The sequence below is a fragment of the Rhizobium sp. NLR8a genome (genome assembly GCF_019685235.1).
Lineage (GTDB): Bacteria > Pseudomonadota > Alphaproteobacteria > Rhizobiales > Rhizobiaceae > Rhizobium.
Genome location: NZ_JABDWI010000017.1, coordinates 154,615 through 172,183, shown reverse-complemented (window position 1 = coordinate 172,183; position 17,569 = coordinate 154,615). Strand labels below are relative to the sequence as shown.

The following is a 17,569-nucleotide window of genomic DNA, read 5'->3' as shown; positions in this document are numbered from 1 at the left end:
GGCCACGAAATCCGGAAACCGGGGAAGGAGCGACAGGCGGATTGTGAAACACTCTCTTTTCCTTTAAGGGGACGCCACGAGATCGATCCACTCGCGCTATCCCAAGAGCGCCAACAACAGAGAATGACCAAGATGAACCGTCGCCGCCGTATCTACGAGGGCAAGGCAAAGATTCTGTATGAGGGTCCGGAGCCGGGCACTTTGATCCAGTTCTTCAAGGACGATGCCACCGCCTTCAACAAGAAGAAACATGAAGTCATCGACGGCAAGGGTGTCCTGAACAACCGCATTTCCGAATATATCTTCAGCCATCTGAACAAGATCGGCATTCCCACCCATTTCATCCGCCGGCTCAACATGCGCGAGCAGCTGATCAGGGAAGTGGAGATGATCCCGCTGGAGATCGTCGTGCGCAATGTCGCCGCCGGTTCTCTCGCCAAACGCCTCGGCATCGAGGAAGGCGTCGTTTTGCCCCGCTCGATCATCGAATTCTATTACAAGTCCGACGCGCTCGACGATCCGATGGTCTCCGAAGAGCACATCACCGCCTTCGGCTGGGCCAATCCGGCCGAGCTCGACGACATCATGGCGCTCGCAATCCGCGTCAACGATTTCATGACCGGCCTCTTCCTCGGCGTCGGCATCCAGCTCGTCGATTTCAAGATCGAATGCGGCCGCCTCTTCGAAGGCGATCTGATGCGCATCATCCTCGCCGACGAGATCTCGCCGGACAGCTGCCGGCTCTGGGACATCGAAACCCGCGAGAAGATGGACAAAGACCGCTTCCGCCGCGACCTCGGCGGGTTGCTCGAAGCCTACTCCGAAGTCGCTCGCCGTCTCGGCATCATCAATGAAAATGAGCCTGTGCGCGGCACCGGCCCCGTTTTGGTTAAATAAAAATTCGTCTGGTCAAGTAAGGCAGGAAAGACAAAGTGATCAAGGCTCGTGTCACCGTCACGCTGAAAAACGGCGTTCTCGATCCGCAGGGCAAGGCCATCGAAGGCGCGCTCGGCGCCCTCGGCTTTTCGGGCGTCGGCCATGTAAGGCAGGGCAAGGTCTTCGACCTGGAGCTCGAAGGCGCCGACAAGGCCATGGCCGAGGCAGACCTCAAGGCGATGTGCGAAAAACTGCTCGCCAACACGGTCATCGAGAACTACGCGATCGCAATCGACTGACCATTGCTGACCTGCCCGTCAACCGGCGGGTCTTATGGATTGAGCGTCATGCTGAAGGCAAAGCTGGAGACGGAAGTCTCGAAATTCATGAGCTATGTTTTGCGCCATGCGCCGGATGCCGCAGGCTTGACGCTTGATGCCGAGGGTTGGGTATCGTTCGATGATCTCGAAAGGGTGCTGACGTCGAAATACGGCATCTCCCGCGCCGATATCGTCGAGATCATCGACAACAGTCCGAAGAAATGCTTCACGCTTGTCGATAACAGGATTCGCGCCAACCAGGGCCACAGTGTCGAGGTCGATCTGGGATTGACCCCGGTTGAACCGCCGGCAGTTCTCTTTCACGGCACGTCACTCACGAACTGGCCGTCGATCAAGCGCGAAGGCCTGAAGAAGATGGAGCGGCACCACGTCCATCTGTCGGCTGACATCGATACGGCGAAAATAGTCGCCGTGCGCCGCAAGGGCGACTATATCATTCTGCGTGTCGACGCAGCCGCCATGTTTTCAGAAGGCCATTCTTTCTTTGTCGCGGACAATGGAGTATGGCTCGCCGAGAGCGTTCCAGTCCAATATCTTTCGCGAAATGCGGGGACTCTATGAAATCAGCCGTCGTTCAACTTCCGGGCCTCAACCGCGATCGCGACATGATCGCAGCTCTCACCAAGATCTCGGGTCACCAACCGGTGACGATCTGGCAGACCGAGACGGAAATCCCCGACGTTGACCTGATCGTCATCCCCGGCGGCTTCTCCTATGGCGATTATCTGCGCTGCGGCGCGATCGCCGCCCGCATGCCGGTCATGCAGGCGATCATCGACAAGGCTGCAAGGGGCGTGAAGGTCCTCGGCGTCTGCAACGGATTCCAGATCCTCGTCGAAGCGGGCCTGCTGCCTGGCGCGCTGATGCGCAATGCCTCGCTGAAATTCGTCTGCCGCGAGATCAAGCTCGAAGTCGTCAATGCCGAGACGGATTTCACCCGCGCCTACGCGCAAGGGCAGGTCATCCGTTGCCCTGTCGCCCACCACGACGGCAATTATTTTGCCGACGAAGCGACGCTGGCGAAGATCGAGGGCAATGGTCAGGTGCTGTTCCGTTATGCCGAGGGCACCAATCCGAACGGTTCGATCAACGACATTGCCGGCGTGATGAACGAAAGGGGCAATGTGCTCGGCATGATGCCGCATCCGGAAAACCTGATCGAGACCGCCCATGGCGGTTCGGATGGCCGAGGCCTCTTCGCCTCGGCGCTCGACGTCGTCGCCGCCTGACCCCACCTCAGCCATGCCGCCCGTAGGCGCGCCGCGGGCAACGGCATGTAACTCAGAAGACTTTCATCCGGATCACTGGAGCAAGATCAATGCGCCCTCGCCTCACCGTCGCAAACACCGCTTTGTTGACTGCTCTGGCAACCATTGTGGCGGCCTGCCAGTCGCCGGCACCGGCAGCAGGTCCAAACCGGGCGGCGTTGCCGACGATGGAGCGCGTAGCGCTCGGCGCCAATGCCTGCTGGTTCAAATCGGGCGATCCGGCCTTTGCCGCCTATAAGCTCGCTCCGGAACTCAATTCCTTCTCCGGTCGGCCGCGTATCCTGCTCGTCCACAAGGGCAGCCCGGAAAGCCGGCCGCTGCTCGTCGTCCAGGCCGAGGGAAGCCCTGCCCATCTGCAGGCCTTTGGTCCGATGATGCAGGAGCCTGTCGCCGGCCGCATCGCCGCCGACGTCAACCGCTGGTCCGGCGGCAACAGGGCCTGCAATTGATCGCTGTGATCATCCGCAGCGTCAGTCCCAGAAAAATGACTTGCTGATTTCGCGTGCGGCTTCGGACTGCGATACCCCGATGTCCTTGAGTCCCGCCGCCGAAAGCTCCCTGAGCGCGCGGCGGCCCTCCCGCTTCTGATGCCAGAGACGAATGGCAGCCCAGATCCATCCCAGACGCGTCGTCGCCTCGGCAGGCGGACTGGGAAGGATGACGCGCCGGTCCTCATAAGAGACAATCGGCACAATTGGCGTATTGATTTCGGGCAATGCAGACATTCCAGGAATCCTCTCGGCTCGTCCTTGGAATTGACTCTTAATCTTGACAGGGACATGGTGACAATATAGCAATTGTCACCATGACAAATTGGCTTCCAGATCTTTCCCGCGGCTCCGGGCCGGTCTATCTCCGGCTTGCCGACAGCATCGAATCCGCCATTGCGAGCGGCGCCCTGCCCGCCGGCAGCAAACTGCCGCCGCAGCGCAATCTTGCCTATGATATCGGCGTGACGATCGGCACGATCGGCCGCGCCTATGCGCTGGTGCACGAGCGCGGCCTGGTTGCCGGCGAGGTTGGCCGCGGCACCTATGTGCTGAACCGCGCCGAGACGCCGCCCGGTGAACAAGCCGATCCAGTGGCCGTCTCGCTCGGCGGCACTCGCTTTCAGGACGCGCCTGCCGACAAGATCCGTTTCGATACGACAGCCGCCCCCGACCTCGGCCAGGGCAAGATCATCTCAGCCATCCTCGCCGAGATCGGCGAACAGCATCTCACCGAGATTTCCTCCTATTCCCGAAGTTTTCCGCGCAACTGGTTCGAGGCGGGCCGCCGCTGGCTTGCCCGCAGCGGCTGGACGCCGGAAGTCGAAAACATCGTGCCGACGCTCGGCGCCCATGCCGCGGCGGTCGCCGTTATTGCCGCTGTCTCGGCGCCGGGCGACAAGATCGTTTTCGAAAATCTGACCTACACCCAGGTCAGCCGCAGCGCCCGCCTTCTCGGCCGCCGCACGGTAACGGTCGCATCCGACGAATTCGGCGTCATTCCCGATGATTTCGAACGGCTCTGCCAGCAGCAGCATCCGAAGATCGCCTTCCTGATGCCGACTGTCCACAATCCGACAGTGACGATCATGCCCCATGAGCGGCGCGCGGCAATTGCCGCAATCGCCCGAAAGCACAGCGTCTGGCTGATCGAGGACGACCTCTACGGCGGCATGGCCGACGATGAGACGCCGCTCATCGCCTCCCTTGCGCCCGACCGCACCTTTCTGGTCAACGGCCTGTCGAAATCAGTCGCCGCCGGTGTGCGCGGCGGCTGGGTCGCCTGCCCGCCGCATTTTGCCCAGCGCATCAAGGTGACGCACAGGATGGTCACTGGCGGCTTGCCTTTCATCCTGGCAGAGACCTGTGCCCGCCTGGTCGAAAGCGGCCGGGCGCACGACATCCGCAAGGAGGTTATCGGGGAACTCTCCCGGCGCGCCCATCTCGCCCGCGAACATCTGCAGGGTTTCGACTTCGCGTCGCATCCGCATGCGCCTTTCCTCTGGCTGAAATTGCCGGAGCCCTGGATGTCCGGCACCTTCAAGAATGCCGCCTTTCGCGACGGCGTGCTGGTCGATGACGAAGACGAGTTCAAGGCGGCCCGCGGCGAGAAAACCTACTACCGCATTCGCATCGGTTTCTCCTCACCCAAAACAGGCCAGGAATTGACCGCAGGCCTGATGATCCTGCGCCGGCTGCTGGAAAATGGCGGTTCCGCCTATGACGGCGAAATATGATCTGTTGCAAATGCACGCCATAATTTCGAAAAAGCGCACACGCCTGACGAGAGCGCTTTACCGCCTCGCCCCCCGTGCTACCTCTTTGTTATTCCCGCTTGGTGCGAATCAAAGGACGGCAGATGAGGGTCGAGTTCGGAAGGATCGCGTTACGCTTCTTGGGGCTGGCATCCGTGGCAGTCGTAGCCGCCGCCTCGATGGTGGATTCGGCCAATGCCAGCGAGCAGATATTCGATGAATTGCGTTTCGGGGCTTCCGCCTCGGTGCAATCGGGTCGGGCCGGGGAAGATGGCGTCTTTCCGGAGATTACCGCTCTCTTCGATCCTTTCGGATATGAGGGGGCTGTCGGCTGGCAACAACAGCTGCTGCATCCCCGCGTCCATCTTGGGACCTCCATCGGCACCTCGGGTGAAGCAACGCAATTCTTCACAGGCTTCACCTGGACGGTCGATCTCAACGAAAAGCTCTTTGCCGAAACCGGATTCGGCGGCGTCATCCACACCGGCGAGCTGGACGACAATGATGACGGCCCGGAACTCGGCTGTCGCGTTCTGTTCCACGAATATGTCGGCGCCGGTTACCGTTTCACCCGCAATTGGAACGTGATGGCCCAGATCGCCCACTCCTCTCATGCCAATCTCTGCGACGGCCCGAACGACGGCATGACGCGCGCCGGCATCCAGATCGGCTACAAGTTCTGAGCGATTGCCGCCTTTACGAGAAAAGCCTGCCCGCCCTCTGTTGACGGTGGGCTTTTTTCTGTCGCGCGTCGCCGCTACATAAGCTAAAGACAGCGCAAAACGCGCCAGGGACTTTCCGCTCATGACCATTCCAAACACCATCCCGATCACGCCGGACCTCATTGCAAACCACGGCCTGAAGCCGGATGAGTATCAGCGCATTCTGGATCTGATCGGCCGCGAGCCGACCTTCACCGAACTCGGCATCTTCTCGGCCATGTGGAACGAGCACTGCTCCTACAAATCCTCGAAGAAATGGCTGCGGACACTGCCGACCAAGGGGCCGCGCGTCATCCAGGGGCCCGGCGAGAATGCCGGCGTCGTCGATATCGATGACGGCGATTGCGTGGTTTTCAAGATGGAGAGCCACAATCACCCCTCCTACATCGAACCGTATCAGGGTGCTGCGACCGGCGTCGGCGGCATCCTTCGCGACGTCTTCACCATGGGCGCGCGGCCGATCGCCGCGATGAACGCGCTGCGCTTCGGTGAGCCGGATCATCCCAAGACCCGCCATCTCGTCTCCGGTGTCGTCTCCGGCGTCGGCGGCTACGGTAATTCCTTCGGCGTTCCCACCGTCGGCGGCGAAGTCGAGTTCGATGCGCGTTATAACGGCAACATCTTGGTCAACGCCTTTGCCGCCGGCATCGCGAAATCGAATGCCATCTTCCTGTCTGAAGCCAAGGGCGTCGGCCTTCCGGTCGTCTATCTCGGCGCCAAGACCGGCCGCGACGGCGTCGGCGGCGCGACGATGGCCTCGGCTGAATTTGACGAATCGATCGAGGAGAAGCGCCCGACGGTTCAGGTCGGCGATCCCTTCACCGAAAAATGCCTGCTCGAAGCCTGCCTCGAACTGATGAAGACCGGCGCCGTCATCGCTATCCAGGATATGGGTGCGGCCGGCCTCACCTGCTCGGCCGTCGAAATGGGCGCCAAGGGCGATCTGGGTATTCTTCTGGAACTCGACAAGGTGCCGGTCCGTGAAGAGCGGATGACCGCCTACGAGATGATGCTGTCGGAAAGCCAGGAGCGCATGCTCATGGTGCTGCAGCCGGAGAAGGAAGAGCAAGCCAAGGCGATCTTCGTCAAATGGGGCCTCGATTTCGCCATCGTCGGCAGGACCACCGACGACCTGCGCTTCCGCGTCATGCACCAGGGCGAAGAAGTCGCCAACCTGCCGATCAAGGATCTCGGCGACCAGGCGCCGGAATATGATCGCCCCTGGCGCGAATCCGGCAAGCCTGCGCCCCTGCCCGCCAATCTCGTCGCCGCCCCCAAGGATTACGGCCAGGCGCTGCTCCAGCTCGTCGGCTCCGCCAATCAGTCGAGCCGCCGCTGGGTTTACGAACAGTATGACACGCTGATCCAGGGCAATTCGCTGCAGCTCCCCGGCGGCGACGCCGGCGTCGTGCGCGTCGATGGCCACAAGAGCAAGGCGCTCGCCTTCTCCTCCGACGTGACGCCGCGTTATGTCGAGGCCGATCCGTTCGAGGGAGGCAAGCAGGCGGTCGCCGAATGCTGGCGCAACATCACCGCGACGGGCGCCGAGCCGCTTGCCGCCACCGACAATCTCAACTTCGGCAACCCCGAAAAGCCTGAGATCATGGGCCAGTTCGTTCAGGCGGTGAAGGGCATCGGCGAAGCATGCCGGGCGCTCGATTTCCCGATCGTCTCCGGCAACGTCTCGCTCTACAACGAGACCAATGGCGTCGCCATCCTGCCGACCCCGACGATTGCAGGCGTCGGCCTGCTGCCGGACTGGCGCAAGATGGTCCGCATCGGCAGCGCCAATGACGGCGACAAGGTGATCATGATCGGCGTGGACGGCAGCCATCTCGGTCAGTCCGTCTATCTCAGGGACCTGCTCTCCAGCCGTGAAGGGCCGGCGCCGGAAGTCGATCTCTTCGCCGAGCGCCGCAACGGCGATTTCGTCCGCTCCGTCATCCGCAACGGCCAGGCGACCGCCTGCCACGACATTTCCTCGGGCGGCCTGGCCGTCGCGCTCGCCGAAATGGCCATGGCCTCGAACAAGGGCATGAAGATCGATCTGGGCGAAGGCAAGGGTGCTGCGCATGCGCTGCTCTTCGGCGAAGACCAGGCCCGTTACGTGCTGGCTGTGCCGGCCGATGTTGCCGATTTCGTCTGCGTCAATGCGGAAGGTGCCGGCGTTCCCTTTCGTCGCCTCGGCACGGTCGGTGGAGATGCACTTGATGTCGGCGATCTTATTTCACTGCCGATTCAGCAATTGCGCGATGCCCATGAATCGTGGTTCCCTGATTTCATGGAAGGCCGCGGCGAACTTGCCGCGGAATGATGCGCAAGGAGTAACATCATGGCCATGAAACCCGGCGATATCGAAGACATGATCAAGGCTGGGATTCCCGGTGCCAGGGTGACGATCCGCGATCTCGCGGGCGACGGCGATCACTACGCCGCCGAAGTCGTCGCCGAAGCCTTCCGCGGCAAGAGCCGCGTGCAGCAGCACCAGATGGTCTACGAGGCGCTGAAGGGCAACATGGGCGGCCTATTGCACGCTCTCGCTCTGCAGACATCCGCGCCGGATTGACATACCGGCTTCGGCCGGTTGAAGCTTTGAAATAAAGAGACCCGGATGGAAGGATTCCTTCCTGCCGGGTCTTTAGTTCTCTGCAAAGCGGTTCTGGATGACAAAGGTGTCCGACCTCGTTGTGCGCCGTACTTCAACCTCCCTCATTCCTGTCCTCGGGCCTGACTCGAGGGATGTCCCAGGGATGCCGCCACCGCGCGTAACGCTCCCGACCGCCGTGAGCTGGCACGCAACCATTTAGGTCAGGCTGATTCGCTTGCCCGCTGCGGCGGATCGCTTCACGGCGTCGATAACCTTTAAGGTTTCTAGTCCCTCACGTCCGCTGACCAGCGGCGCTTCTTCCCCTCTAATGACCCTGCAAAGCTGGCGTATCTGCAGGACCAGCGGATCCTGGTTTTCGATTTTGGCGCGATGACATTCGAACGGTTCCGTCCAGCCCCTGCTGCCGGGATTGCTCCACATGTTTAGTGACGGCACCGACAGCGACCCGTGCGTGCCGCCGATCATGTAGCAGGCCTCCTCAGTTTTAGGATAGGCGGGGTTTTCGCCGGTCGTCATCTCCCAACTCCATGGCGCGACGACGGAATCCGAAACGGAAGCAGTGCCGAGAATTCCGTTTTTGAACTCGATCAGGATCACTGCGGTCTCCTCAACGGCGTTTCCGCGAACTGCGTTGGATTCGAGCGCCTGGACCGCCGTGATATCCCCGAATAAATAGCGGAGGTTGTCGATGTCGTGGATCAGATTGAGAAAGACTGGTCCCGCGCCGCGTTCGCGCCGCCAGGAAGTGTCGAAGTATTCCTCCGGTTTGAATAGCCAGAACATGGCATTCACGATCAGTATTCGCCCGAGCTTTCCGCTTTCGATAACCTGTTTAGCTTTTTGCATCATCGGATTATGTCGGCGATGATGCCCGGTCAGCAGCGGAACCCCTTTGGCCTCGGCCATCTCAACGAGCCTCTCGCCAGCGGCAATATCGTCGACGATTGGCTTCTCGATCAATGCCGGGATGCCGGCTTCTACGGCTTCAAAACCGTTTCTGACGTGGATCTGGTTGGGTGTCGCAATGATGACGCCGTCAGGGCGCGCTGCGGCGACCATCTCAGCGAAGGTCGAAAACCATTTGGCGCCGACCTCGCTGGCGATCGCCTCTCCAACCGGGCTCGGGTCGACGATAGCGACAAGCTCCGCCATCGGTTCGTCCAGCACGTGTTTGATGTGGCGCTTCCCGATAAGCCCCGCGCCGAGGACCGCCAGTTTGACCGGAGGAGTCATTTGTCAGTCCTTCGTCGTTGCCGTGAGCATCGTCGCGACGCGCCGGATTCCGAGCTGATAGCCCTCCGTACCAAGACCGGTGATGATGCCGTCGGCGCGGTGGGAAACGAAGGAATGATGACGGAAGCTTTCGCGCTTATACATGTTGGAGATATGGATCTCGATGACTGGACCTTCGAACGTGTTCAAGGCATCGAGTATCGCAAGCGACGTGTGGGTGAATGCGGCCGGATTGATGACGATACCGGCTCCGTCTTCGCGCGCTTCGTGGATCCAGTCGATGATTTCGTATTCACGGTTGCTCTGGTGGAAACGGATCTCGTGGCCGAGTTCCGAGGCCAGTTTCCGGCAGTCTGCCTCGACACCGGCCAGCGTCTCGTGACCATAGATGTGAGGCTGACGTTTGCCGAGCAAATTGAGGTTTGGGCCATTAAGAACGTAGATCAGGCTCATTGCGATTTTCCTTGTGTAAGGCGTTGCCAAGCTCAGGCGAACGCTATTTCCTGGAATGCGAAATTCGGATCGGATTCGTAAAGATCGGCCCGCAGCCCCAGCCGGCCTGCTTGCAGCGCGGGAGCTGCGACAGCGCGCGCAGCTTCGAGGACCGACTTCAACAATTCCCGCTTGGTTTCTGCCGGCCGGCCAGGCGCCATGCGCACGATTATCTGGATGAAGTGATTTTCCGGATGCTCGTCGCCGACGCAGGAGAAGGTCGCCTCCCTGGCGAAGGTCCGCACGGCAGTGGGCTTCACCAGGCCTCCGTCTCGCACCCGGTGGTGGACCGCTCTGGTCAATTCATCGATCGCCACCCGTTCGGCAGCACCCTGGCTATAGTCGATAATGATGTGCGGCAAGGCGTGTCCTCCCGGTCAGGCTGTAGCTCTACACAATTCTTCGAAGTGGCGCGACATGCGCTCCGCATCCGGTTTTACACCCGTGAACAGTTCAAAGGCCGCCGCCGCCTGGAACACCGTCATGCCGCCTCCCGGCAAGGTCCTGCACCCCTTCTTCTCTGCCAGAGCCAGAAGTTCGGTCACAAGTGGCATGTAGACGATATCGGCGACCCAGTGACGTGGGTGAAGCCATTCCGGTTCGATCGGGAGACCCGGATGACTTCGCATGCCCGTCGGCGTAGCGTGAATCAGCCCGTCGGCCGAAGCGAGCACCGCACCGACGTCTCTGATCGGTTGGGCGCAGGTTCTTGAAAAGCGTCGGTTGAGCTGATCGGCAAGTGTGGCGGCGCGATGTGCGTCCTGGTCGAAGATCGAGAGCATCCCGATGCCGAGCTTGATTGCCGCATGCGCGACGGCGACCCCTGCGCCGCCTGCCCCGAGCAGGATGGCGTGAGTTTTGGCGACACCAGCCATACCGCGCTCGAAATTCTTGTAGAATCCATACCAGTCCGTATTGTGCCCGATCCGCTCTCCGTCCCGAAGCACGACCGTGTTGACTGCTCCGAGCATCTCGGCGTCCTCGGATAGGCTTGTGAGATGAGCGATGACCGTCTGCTTGCACGGGTGCGTGATGTTGCTTCCAGCGAAGCCGCGGTCCTCAAGTTCGGCGAGCAATTCAGGCAGCGCAGAAGCGGTTAGACCGCGTTCGGCGAAATCGAAGAGTTCGTAATGGTAATCCAGCCCCAGGTGCCGCGCCTCGGTTTCGTGCAGTGCGGGAGACTTCGACATTTGGATGTCGGCCCCGATGAGACCGACGAGAAATTTTTTGTTATTCATTTCAATAACCCAATCACCTCAGTGATGTGCGAGGATCTCGCCAAGGAAAGCCTTGGTGCGCTCATGCTTCGGAGACTTGAAGAAGACCTCGGGCTCGGCCTCCTCTACGATCTCGCCGGAAGCCATGAAGATGACCCTGTCTGCAACCTGGCGGGCGAAGCCCATTTCATGGGTGACGCAGATCATGGTCATGCCGTCGCGTGCCAGTCCGATCATCGTGTCCAGCACTTCCTTGACCATTTCCGGATCGAGCGCAGATGTCGGTTCGTCGAACAGCATCGCCTTGGGTTCCATGCAAAGGGCCCTGGCAATAGCGACACGCTGCTGCTGCCCTCCGCTGAGCTGCGCGGGATACTTCTCCGCCTGATCAAGGATTCGAACCCGTTCGAGGTATTTTCTCGCCAGTCGCTCGGCGTCAGCGCGGCTCGTTCCGCGGACCCTCATGGGCGCGAGCGCGCAGTTCTGCAGAACGGTCATGTGCGGGAACAAATTGAAGTTCTGGAACACCATCCCGACTTCGCGCCGAATGGCATCAACCGCCTTGCTGGTGCCGTCGAGCAACTGCCCCTCGACGACGATCCTGCCCTCCTGAATTAGCTCGAGGGCGTTGATGCAGCGGATCAACGTCGACTTGCCGGAACCCGAAGGCCCGCAGAGGACGATCTTCTCGCCTTTGCGAACCGACAGGCTGATGTTTTTCAGCGCATGGAAGGAGCCGTACCACTTCTCCACTTTTTCAAGCGATATCAATGTCGGCTGGTCGTTAGCGGAACTGAGCACGGCGCCCTCCATTTATGCTTTACTTGACGGTGAACGGGATGTTGGGAATGGATTCCGGGAACGTCGGCAGATCGATCTTCATCCACTTCTTGGTGATGGCTGCAAGTTCGCCATTAGCCTTGATCTTGTCGAGGAAGGCATTGACGGCCTCGTTCCAGTCCTTCTCGCCCAGTCGCGTTCCGACGCCATTGTAAGTCGTCAGGAAGTCGATCTTCCGCTCGTAGGTGCCTGGGCTGGCGGCATCCAGCCGCTGTCCGTAGAACATGTTGCCTCCGACGGCCTTGACCTGTCCGGAGACCAGCGCCTGAATGGTTGAAGCGTCGTCGTCGAAGCGGCGGACGGTCGCCGTCGATCCCACAGCGTCGGTAATGGCCTTGTCCTGCGAGCTGGACTTCGGCACGCCGATTTCCCACCCAGCAACATCGGCAGGCGTTTTCGCGGTGTCGGCCTTTGCCGCATAAAGCGAGATCGTGTTCGCCGCGTATGGCTTGCTGTACTGGATCGATTTTGCGCGCTCTTCCGTCATTGCCATCGTGGCGAACAGGATGTCGACCTTGCCGGTGGTCAGGGCCGGAATGCGGTTGGCGACGGCAAGCGGTTGGAACTGGACTTTAACTCCGAGTTCCCTGGCGAAAAGTGTCGCGACATCGGCATCGAACCCGTCCTGCTTGCCGCTCGTGTTGACGAAGCCCCATGGCGCGTTGTCGCCCTGAATGCCGACGACGATCGTGCCCTTGGCCTTTATCTCCTCGACGGTCGCCGCGGAAGCCGCAGCTGCGCCCACCGTGACGAAGGCGGCCGTAGCCAGGGCCATTCCAAGAAATTGTCTGCGATTGCTATGCATTACGTTCTCCTCCTCTGTGGTCTTGCTTCGGGCGAAGCAAGGTTACCGGGCAGCTTTCGCCATCCGTTTTTCGAGGCCGCTCCCGATGTGGGAAAGAGGCCAACAAATAATGAAGTAGACCATTCCGACGATCCCAAAGACGAGCAGTGGACGGTAGGTCTGGTTTGAAATGATCTGTCCGGCACGGGTAAGCTCGATAAAGCCGACGATTGCTGCGAGCGATGTGCCCTTGATCAGCTGAACGAGAAATCCGATGGTTGCAGGCATCGAAATCTTCAGCGCCTGCGGCAGGACAACGTCCTTCATCCGGGAGACGTAATGCAGCCCCAGTGCGTTCGCGGCTTCGGTCTGGCCCTTCGGAACGGCCTCGATCGAGCCGCGCCAGATCTCGCCAAGGAAGGCGCTTGCATGGAGGGTGAACGCGATGGCCACAGCGATCCATGCATTGACGTCGACGCCCAATAGCGCGACGCCGTAGTAGACGACGAAGAGCTGCATCAGGAGCGGCGTGCCCTGGAAGAGCGCTATGTAGCCCGACGATGCGTAGCGTGCGACAGGGTTCTGCGACGTGCGCACCAGAGCGATCAGGATTCCAAATACACCTCCTCCGACAAACCCGATGATGGCCAGCAGCACAGTCCACTTCAGACCCTGCAAGAGAAAGAACAGCTCGTTTTCACCGATGGGACCCATGAACGCCTCCTATCGGGTCGGGTAGTTGAAGTAGGAACGGGAGATAAGGGCGAAGATGCCCATCATCAGGCTCGAGATGAGCAGATAGATTGCGGTCACGCTGAAATAGACCTCGAAACTCCGGAAAGTGTCGGATTCGATTCGCTGCGCCGCCGAGGTCAGCTCGTAGGCGGCGATCGAAGTGCAGACCGAAGTCGTCAAGGTCAGCATCACGAACTGGCTGGTCAGGGACGGATAGATCGCCCGGAGAGCCGGCTTCAGAACGATCAGCCGGAACACATCGGTTTTATGCAGGCCTAACGCAAAGCCCGCCTCGACCTGCCCCTTGCTCACGCTTTCCACGCCGCCTCGTATGATCTCAATCGCATAGGCGCCCCCGTTGATCCCCAGCGCGATGATGGCGGTAGCGGTGGGGTTGAGACGGATACCCATGAGCGGAAGCGCGAAGTAGATGAAGAATATCTGCACCAGAAACGGTGTGTTTCGGACAATCTCGACAAAGGCAATCACCGGAGCCCGAACGAGTTTGTTCTTGGACGTTCTCGCAGCGACGCCGACAATACCGATCGCGAGCGCAAGGATCATTCCGACAACCGCCAGACCGAGCGTTCCAAGCGAACCCCACAGCAATTCCGGGGCGCGGTCGAAGACCGCACCAAAATCGAACGTATAACCCATATGTTGACTTCCTCCCTCCGACGCGGCTCACGCCTCGCCGGCGCCGGATCAGCGATCCGGCCCGAATAATCCTTCGGCGTTGTCGTACAGATGTTTCAAATGCGTCTCAGGCGGGACAGACCCTGCGAGTGGGACTTCCACCGAGATCGCCGCGGAGCTATCGACCGTTGCGACGAGTTCCTTCAACGGCAATTCGCCCTCCCCCGGTGCGAGCCGCCCACCTCTAGCTTCAGCGACCATCTCCTCTGCTGTCACCGGCGCCGGTCCAGCGACATCGCACAACTGAACGTGCTTTACCCAGCCGATCTCGGTTCGGAGCGAGGCGAGTGTGCCGCCATTCCTGAAGAAATGGACTCCGTCGACGAGGACACCGGCATTGCGGGCACCGCTCGCCTTCGCAAGATTGACGCTGTCCTGAAAGGTTTTAATCACCCGCCAACCCATGTTCTCGATGTCGACAGCTAAGCCGTACTGACCCGCGAGGCCGCAGAAATCCGAGAAGTTCGATACCAATCTGGCTTGGTCAGCATCGTCGCCGCAGACACTGAGACGGCGCGCTCCAATGTTTGCAGCCGCAGCGATGGTGGCCTCAACCGACGAGGCCTTGAATGAGGGGTCGATTACGAAGAATTCGATATCGAAAACCTCGACGCCTTCGCCGGCAAGCACGGATTTCAGATCGCCTGCAGCCGAACCACCGACAGGCAGCTCGTAGTAAGGCGCACCAGGGAACGCCGGATTCAGCCTGAGCCCGATCCTGGAGAACCCTGCGCGGGCGGCGACCTTCGCAAATTGCACGGGAGGCAGCAATATCGATGAGAAATGCGCAACGCCAATCAGGGGCGCCGATTTCGATGTCGCGGCGGCCATCATGCGATCCCTTTCGTCGCGAGATGGTTGCGGAGATTGGTGCCGGTGCGATGGATGTGCTGGCGGAGCTTCTCACAGGCATAGTCGACATCACGCGCGACCGCTCCCTGGGCAATCTCGCTGTGCTCCTGCCCTACATTGCGGTCTCCCGATGTACGGATCAGGAAAACGCGGCGATATCGGTCATTGAGATTCAGCAGAAGACTGCAGAAGTGAAATAGCAGAGGTTTGCCACAGCCAGAGATCAAGGTGAGGTGGAATTCGCGATGAAGCGCTTCCCAGTGCTCTAGCGTTTCGGGACGCGCGGCGTCGCGCTCCGTGCGGTTAAGACGATGAAGCGCACGCATGATGTTGCCCTCCCATTCGACGTCGCCAAGACGCATGGATTCACGCAGCGCGAAAACCTCGAGCTCCTCGCGCAGGCTCGTGACCTCTTCGAGATTAGCCAGCGAGATTGGCGCGACGCGATAGCCTCTGTTGTCCTGAAACTCGACCAGGCCGTCTGAAATGAGCCGGGCTAAGCCCTCCCGCAACGGGCTTAGGCTGACGTTGAAAGTCTTCCGCGCCTTGTCGAGATTGATCTTGCTTCCCGCTTCCAGCTCACCGGAGATAATCGCCTCCCGAAGGCGCGATGCGAGTTGGCTGCCGATGGTGTTCTTGCCATCGTCGAGAAAGCCGATTGACGGCACATCTTCTGTCAACGGCCCAAGAGAGCTGTCGTCGGCCGTGTCCATTCTTCCTCCCAGCAATCCAGCGCAAGTTTCGATTATCGGTACAATAAACGATTATTCGTGTCAACCCGGACGCACCGAAAAGCATTGAGCTTCCGTGGCCGCGCCTTTAGAACGCCATTTTAATCATGATATTTCAGAGGTTTATTGCCATATTCAGGCGTATTTACATTAGCCGTCAGGATGGAATGTACAGTTACAGCTTGACAGATAATCGATTATTTTGATAGTCGAACCTCATTGGGAGGTAGCCTTATGACAATCAGAACGGAAAGCGAGTTGACGCCGGCCGTCCTCGCCGTGATGAACCGCACCGAAGATCCACGGTTGCGGGACATACTCGTCGCAATGGTGAAGCATCTCCACGCATTCGTGCGGGAAGTCAGGCTGTCGGAAGTCGAGTTTCGCGAAGCGACCGCCATCCTCAACGAAATCGGCCGGCTGCAGACCGACAGCCACAACGAATTCGTGCTCATGGCCGGATCGCTTGGCGTCTCCTCGCTTGTGTGCCTGCTCAACAACGGCGACAACGGGCAAACCGAGACTTCACAGTCGCTACTCGGGCCGTTCTGGCGGCTCAACTCTCCGCGGGTCGAAAACGGCGGAACCATCATCCGGTCGGAAACGCCGGGAACACCCTTGTTCGTCCACGCGAAGGTGGTTGATCGGGGTGGCAAGCCCATCCCGGGCGCCGAAATCGACGTATGGCACGCCTCTCCTGTCGGCCTTTACGAGAACCAGGATCCTGATCAGGCGGAAATGAACCTGCGCGGCAAGTTCACCACGGACGACGAGGGTCGGTTCTGGTTTAGAACGGTCAAGATGGTGGGCTATCCCATCCCTGTCGACGGGGTCGTAGGTCGGCTTCTCCAAGTGCAAGGCCGCCACCCTTACCGACCTGCGCATCTGCACGCCCTGATCTTCAAAGAGGGATACAAAACTCTCATCTCCCAGGTCTTCGACCCGAGCGATCCGAACATTGATTCCGATGTGCAGTTCGGCGTCACCGCGGCTTTGACAGGCGACTTTGTCCGTCATGACGAGCCGCACCCGTCCAACGCGGACGTCACTGGCCCGTGGTTCTCGCTCGACTACACCTACGTCATGGAGCCGGGCGAGGCCATCCTGCCGCGTCCCCCGATCAAGTAAGCAACCAGCAGAGCTAAATAATGATCACCGAAAAGGAACGCCAGGCCGCAGCCGACGCGCTGCTGAGGGCAGAAACTGACCGCAGACCCATCGTCCAGCCAAGTAAGACATACCCGGATCTCGAACTTGAAGACGCATATAAGATCCAGGCGCTTTGGGCGCAGGCACGGATTGCAAAGGGCGCGCGGATCGCGGGTCATAAAATCGGGCTGACATCTCGGGCGATGCAGATGGCCTCGAAAATGACCGAGCCCGACTACGGCGTCATTCTCGACGACGCCCTCTATAACGACGGCGCGCAGATCAGGGCGGAGCTGTTTATCAAGCCTCGCTTGGAAGTCGAGCTCGCCTTCGTAATGGGAGAGGATCTCGAAGGACCGAGCGCTCGGATCTATGACGTCATGCGCGCGACTGAATTTGTCGTTCCCGCGCTTGAGATCATCGACTACCGAACCGAGGTGCCCAGAGCGATCACCGATACGATCGCCGACAACGCCGCGTTCGGAGCGATCGTCGTGGGCGGCCGCATCATCCGGCCGATGGATATCGACATCCGCTGGGTCGGCGCGACGCTTTCGAAAAACGGCATCATCGAGGAATCTGGTGTTTCCGCAGCTATAATGGGGCATCCGGCCGCGGGTGTCGCCTGGCTCGTGAACAAACTCCATGCCGTCGGAGGCGGCTTGAAGAAGGGCCAGATCGTGCTTGCCGGCTCGTTCACCCGCCCCGTGGACATCGTCAAGGGCGATGTCATCCAGGCCGACTACGGTCCGGTCGGCTCCATCGGCGTCTCGTTCGTGTGAG

The 17,569-nt window shown here is 60.1% G+C and carries 22 protein-coding genes; 11 read left to right on the top strand and 11 right to left on the bottom strand.

The window, feature by feature from the left end; translation table 11 throughout:
• Nucleotides 1-132: 132 nt before the first annotated feature.
• The 5 genes from purC to HJC04_RS28410 all read left to right on the top strand — a co-directional run bounded on the left by purC (nt 133) and on the right by HJC04_RS28410 (nt 2,934).
• Complete coding sequence (gene purC, locus HJC04_RS28430; RefSeq protein WP_085780082.1) at nt 133-897, top strand: phosphoribosylaminoimidazolesuccinocarboxamide synthase; 765 nt, start codon at nt 133-135, stop codon at nt 895-897.
• 35 nt (nt 898-932) lie between these two features.
• Nucleotides 933-1,175 (top strand): phosphoribosylformylglycinamidine synthase subunit PurS, encoded by a 243-nt coding sequence (gene purS, locus HJC04_RS28425; protein WP_011425539.1) that lies wholly within the window; start codon nt 933-935, stop codon nt 1,173-1,175.
• Nucleotides 1,176-1,223: 48 nt separating this feature from the next.
• On the top strand, nt 1,224-1,778 hold the full coding sequence (locus tag HJC04_RS28420) for an RNA 2'-phosphotransferase (protein ID WP_221147632.1): 555 nt from the start codon (nt 1,224-1,226) through the stop codon (nt 1,776-1,778).
• Nucleotides 1,775-2,446 carry a phosphoribosylformylglycinamidine synthase subunit PurQ gene (gene purQ / locus HJC04_RS28415; RefSeq protein WP_221123373.1) on the top strand — a complete coding sequence of 224 codons (672 nt, stop codon included), beginning with the start codon at nt 1,775-1,777 and terminating at the stop codon, nt 2,444-2,446. Before HJC04_RS28420 ends, purQ begins: the two co-directional genes overlap by 4 nt.
• An 89-nt stretch (nt 2,447-2,535) precedes the next feature.
• On the top strand, nt 2,536-2,934 hold the full coding sequence (locus tag HJC04_RS28410; RefSeq protein WP_210631161.1) for a hypothetical protein: 399 nt from the start codon (nt 2,536-2,538) through the stop codon (nt 2,932-2,934).
• 21 nt (nt 2,935-2,955) lie between these two features.
• Here the strand turns inward: HJC04_RS28410 and HJC04_RS28405 are convergent, their stop codons facing one another.
• On the bottom strand, nt 2,956-3,210 hold the full coding sequence (locus HJC04_RS28405) for a DUF1127 domain-containing protein (RefSeq protein WP_221147631.1): 255 nt from the start codon (nt 3,208-3,210) through the stop codon (nt 2,956-2,958).
• Between the two features lie 80 nt (nt 3,211-3,290).
• Here HJC04_RS28405 and HJC04_RS28400 point away from each other — a divergent pair, with 80 nt between their 5' ends.
• The 4 genes from HJC04_RS28400 to HJC04_RS28385 all read left to right on the top strand — a co-directional run bounded on the left by HJC04_RS28400 (nt 3,291) and on the right by HJC04_RS28385 (nt 8,015).
• Nucleotides 3,291-4,709 (top strand): PLP-dependent aminotransferase family protein, encoded by a 1,419-nt coding sequence (locus HJC04_RS28400; RefSeq protein WP_210631159.1) that lies wholly within the window; start codon nt 3,291-3,293, stop codon nt 4,707-4,709.
• A gap of 122 nt (nt 4,710-4,831) precedes the next feature.
• Complete coding sequence (locus tag HJC04_RS28395) at nt 4,832-5,410, top strand: acyloxyacyl hydrolase (RefSeq protein ID WP_221124332.1); 579 nt, start codon at nt 4,832-4,834, stop codon at nt 5,408-5,410.
• A 121-nt stretch (nt 5,411-5,531) separates the two neighbouring features.
• Nucleotides 5,532-7,763: a phosphoribosylformylglycinamidine synthase subunit PurL gene (gene purL, locus HJC04_RS28390; protein WP_210631157.1), complete on the top strand. Its 2,232-nt coding sequence runs from the start codon at nt 5,532-5,534 to the stop codon at nt 7,761-7,763.
• 18 nt (nt 7,764-7,781) lie between these two features.
• The gene (locus HJC04_RS28385) at nt 7,782-8,015 is read left to right on the top strand and encodes a BolA/IbaG family iron-sulfur metabolism protein (RefSeq protein ID WP_210631156.1); all 234 of its coding nucleotides are present in this window, start codon (nt 7,782-7,784) and stop codon (nt 8,013-8,015) included.
• Between the two features lie 237 nt (nt 8,016-8,252).
• Here HJC04_RS28385 and HJC04_RS28380 read toward each other — a convergent pair whose 3' ends face one another.
• From HJC04_RS28380 to HJC04_RS28335, 10 genes are read right to left on the bottom strand one after another with little or no spacing between them, the layout of a single operon-like run.
• Nucleotides 8,253-9,290: a Gfo/Idh/MocA family protein gene (locus HJC04_RS28380; protein WP_210631155.1), complete on the bottom strand. Its 1,038-nt coding sequence runs from the start codon at nt 9,288-9,290 to the stop codon at nt 8,253-8,255.
• Between the two features lie 3 nt (nt 9,291-9,293).
• Nucleotides 9,294-9,743 carry a type II 3-dehydroquinate dehydratase gene (gene aroQ / locus HJC04_RS28375; RefSeq protein ID WP_210631154.1) on the bottom strand — a complete coding sequence of 150 codons (450 nt, stop codon included), beginning with the start codon at nt 9,741-9,743 and terminating at the stop codon, nt 9,294-9,296.
• 32 nt (nt 9,744-9,775) lie between these two features.
• Entirely contained in the window at nt 9,776-10,144 is a 369-nt protein-coding gene (locus HJC04_RS28370; RefSeq protein ID WP_210631153.1) for a 5-carboxymethyl-2-hydroxymuconate Delta-isomerase, read from the bottom strand.
• 15 nt (nt 10,145-10,159) lie between these two features.
• Nucleotides 10,160-11,020 carry a shikimate dehydrogenase gene (locus HJC04_RS28365; protein ID WP_210631152.1) on the bottom strand — a complete coding sequence of 287 codons (861 nt, stop codon included), beginning with the start codon at nt 11,018-11,020 and terminating at the stop codon, nt 10,160-10,162.
• 18 nt (nt 11,021-11,038) lie between these two features.
• Nucleotides 11,039-11,812, bottom strand: coding sequence for an amino acid ABC transporter ATP-binding protein (locus tag HJC04_RS28360; RefSeq protein WP_282615049.1), 774 nt, complete (start codon nt 11,810-11,812; stop codon nt 11,039-11,041).
• 7 nt (nt 11,813-11,819) lie between these two features.
• Nucleotides 11,820-12,644 (bottom strand): transporter substrate-binding domain-containing protein, encoded by an 825-nt coding sequence (locus HJC04_RS28355; protein WP_210631151.1) that lies wholly within the window; start codon nt 12,642-12,644, stop codon nt 11,820-11,822.
• Nucleotides 12,645-12,686: 42 nt separating this feature from the next.
• Nucleotides 12,687-13,337 (bottom strand): amino acid ABC transporter permease, encoded by a 651-nt coding sequence (locus HJC04_RS28350; RefSeq protein WP_210631150.1) that lies wholly within the window; start codon nt 13,335-13,337, stop codon nt 12,687-12,689.
• Between the two features lie 9 nt (nt 13,338-13,346).
• The gene (locus HJC04_RS28345) at nt 13,347-14,015 is read right to left on the bottom strand and encodes an amino acid ABC transporter permease (protein WP_210631149.1); all 669 of its coding nucleotides are present in this window, start codon (nt 14,013-14,015) and stop codon (nt 13,347-13,349) included.
• Nucleotides 14,016-14,063: 48 nt separating this feature from the next.
• Nucleotides 14,064-14,885 (bottom strand): sugar phosphate isomerase/epimerase, encoded by an 822-nt coding sequence (locus tag HJC04_RS28340; protein WP_221147630.1) that lies wholly within the window; start codon nt 14,883-14,885, stop codon nt 14,064-14,066.
• Nucleotides 14,885-15,619, bottom strand: coding sequence for a GntR family transcriptional regulator (locus HJC04_RS28335; protein WP_210631147.1), 735 nt, complete (start codon nt 15,617-15,619; stop codon nt 14,885-14,887). The genes HJC04_RS28340 and HJC04_RS28335 overlap by 1 nt, the downstream gene beginning before the upstream one ends.
• Nucleotides 15,620-15,871: 252 nt before the next feature.
• Between HJC04_RS28335 and HJC04_RS28330 the strand changes: the two genes are divergently transcribed.
• Nucleotides 15,872-16,765: a dioxygenase gene (locus HJC04_RS28330; protein WP_210631146.1), complete on the top strand. Its 894-nt coding sequence runs from the start codon at nt 15,872-15,874 to the stop codon at nt 16,763-16,765.
• Nucleotides 16,766-16,785: 20 nt separating this feature from the next.
• Nucleotides 16,786-17,568 (top strand): 2-oxo-hept-4-ene-1,7-dioate hydratase, encoded by a 783-nt coding sequence (gene hpaH / locus HJC04_RS28325; RefSeq protein WP_210631145.1) that lies wholly within the window; start codon nt 16,786-16,788, stop codon nt 17,566-17,568.
• Nucleotide 17,569: the final 1 nt, after the last annotated feature.